The sequence below is a fragment of the Rhizobacter sp. P2_H2 genome (assembly GCF_056403375.1).
Genome location: NZ_JBFUFP010001139.1, coordinates 1 through 1,676, shown reverse-complemented (window position 1 = coordinate 1,676; position 1,676 = coordinate 1). Strand labels below are relative to the sequence as shown.

Below are 1,676 nucleotides of genomic sequence, written 5' to 3'. Positions count from 1 at the left end.
GTGCACGAACGTGTAGACCTTGCGTCGTTGACGCGTCCACATTTCCTCGGTTGCCTTGCCCCTGCCAGCCATGGAGTCTGGAAGCGGACCCATCGAGCGCTCTTCCATCGAGAGCCAGGCGGGCAGTGGGATGTCCAGAACCCCTTCAGCGGAACTGGTGACGACGAAGTCCTGACCGCGCTGGCAGCCGTCCTGTTGCAGCTCGTCAATGGCCAGAGAAAGATCGGCGCCGTTCATCGCCAAGGACAACCCGATGAGTTGATCGTCTTGGTTGAGCGACGCATCAACATCAGCAATGGAAACGTCTGGCTCCCGTCGTTGCCGAAAAGAGAGAATTCTGGACCGTTCGCGGTCGATGAATGCTCTCGTCCGCTCATTCTTGCGAGCGATGATGCCGAGCATTCCGGGCGTATCGATGGTCACTTGGCTCCTCCACATGCGCACGCACTTTCGTTGGCAGTCATTCTCCCAGACTGCCCTCACACTGCCTTACTGGCTGGCCGCCCGTTCCTGAATGGTGCGCACGAGTGCTGCCGGGAACACCTGTCCGACCTCATCCGGTCTCTCCTTAATGCTTTCAACGGGAAAGAAGTCGGTGACCTCAAAACGAGTGCGCTGTATCGCGGCAACTCTAACGGCACCCGCCTGCTGAACTGACGAACCAGCCATTGCCTTCACCCAAAGATAGAACTTGGGGTATGAGACACCGGACTGCGTCGGGCCAAGGCGAAGAGGCTGAACTTCGATGGTCGTGACGGTCGAGCCGTGAGCCCGCTTGAAGAATGTGAGCAGGTCGCGTTGCAGAAGAGGCTCGAACTCGTCCTGCAGCGGAACATTCGCCTCGATGTGCGTCCGCTGAAGTTCTGATTGGGCAGAAGTGGGCTCMTGCGCAAGCACCGCATGCATCGCAACAACCAGAACCAGCGGTGATAACAAGTGCGGCTTCATGTATTTTTTGGGCCCCGAGCGAGACGCTCATGCAAGAACAACCTCTCCACGAGCTGTCCGACGCTGCACCCATCAAACCGGGTTCGGAGTGTCGCGACCAACGGGCAGACTGGGTTGAAGCAGGTCCCACAGGTTGCCGTAGAGATCCTCGAACACCGCAACTTTGCCGTAGGGTTCGACCTTTGGAGGGCGTACGAACGACACACCTTTGGCCCTGTAACGCGCGTAGTCGCGTTCGAAGTCGTCCGTGTAGAGAAACAGGAAAACCCGCCCGCCAGTCTGACGTCCTATCCGCTCAACCTGCTGCGGATCTGATGCGCGAGCGAGCAGAAGCCGCGACTCTGTGGCGCCAGGCGGGGAAACGACCACCCACCGCTTGTTCTGTTCAGGGACAAAAGAGTCCTCGACCAGCAAGAACCCAAGTGTGTCCACGTAGAACGACAGGGCCTCGTCGTAATCTCGAACAACGACAGAAACCAGGCCAAGTGATTGCTTCATCTTCGAATCGCCAGCTGCTGGCCGAGGCTGTGTGAGAACGCAGAACTTGAAGCGTTTTCCAGGTCTTCTAACCCAGCCCCGAAGGTCTGTCCTTCGAAACGTGCATGCAGTGGAGCGCGAGCAGACCGCCGACGGCATGTCGGCCCCAATGGATCCGGTGAAGAAACGACCAATGCCAGACCGCGTCGTTCACATCGCCGCTGTCGAACAAGACGAGGCCCGCTCTGACG

The 1,676-nt window shown here is 58.6% G+C and carries 3 protein-coding genes; all 3 read right to left on the bottom strand.

The features are described from left to right. On the bottom strand, positions 1-423 hold a 423-nt coding region (locus tag AC1D15_RS30905), incomplete at its 3' end, for a hypothetical protein (RefSeq protein ID WP_477829039.1). A gap of 66 nt (positions 424-489) precedes the next feature. Next, positions 490-948, bottom strand: coding sequence for a hypothetical protein (locus AC1D15_RS30900; RefSeq protein WP_477829038.1), 459 nt, complete (start codon positions 946-948; stop codon positions 490-492). Between the two features lie 72 nt (positions 949-1,020). Continuing rightward, a complete protein-coding gene (locus AC1D15_RS30895) occupies positions 1,021-1,446 on the bottom strand; it encodes a VOC family protein (RefSeq protein ID WP_477829037.1) in 426 nt (141 codons plus the stop codon). Positions 1,447-1,676 lie beyond the last annotated feature (230 nt).

Bases quoted from the DNA above. Each gene is read 5' to 3' on its own strand.
- AC1D15_RS30895 (WP_477829037.1), bottom strand. From the start codon at position 1,446: ATGAAGCAATCACTTGGCCTGGTTTCTGTCGTTGTTCGAGATTACGAC.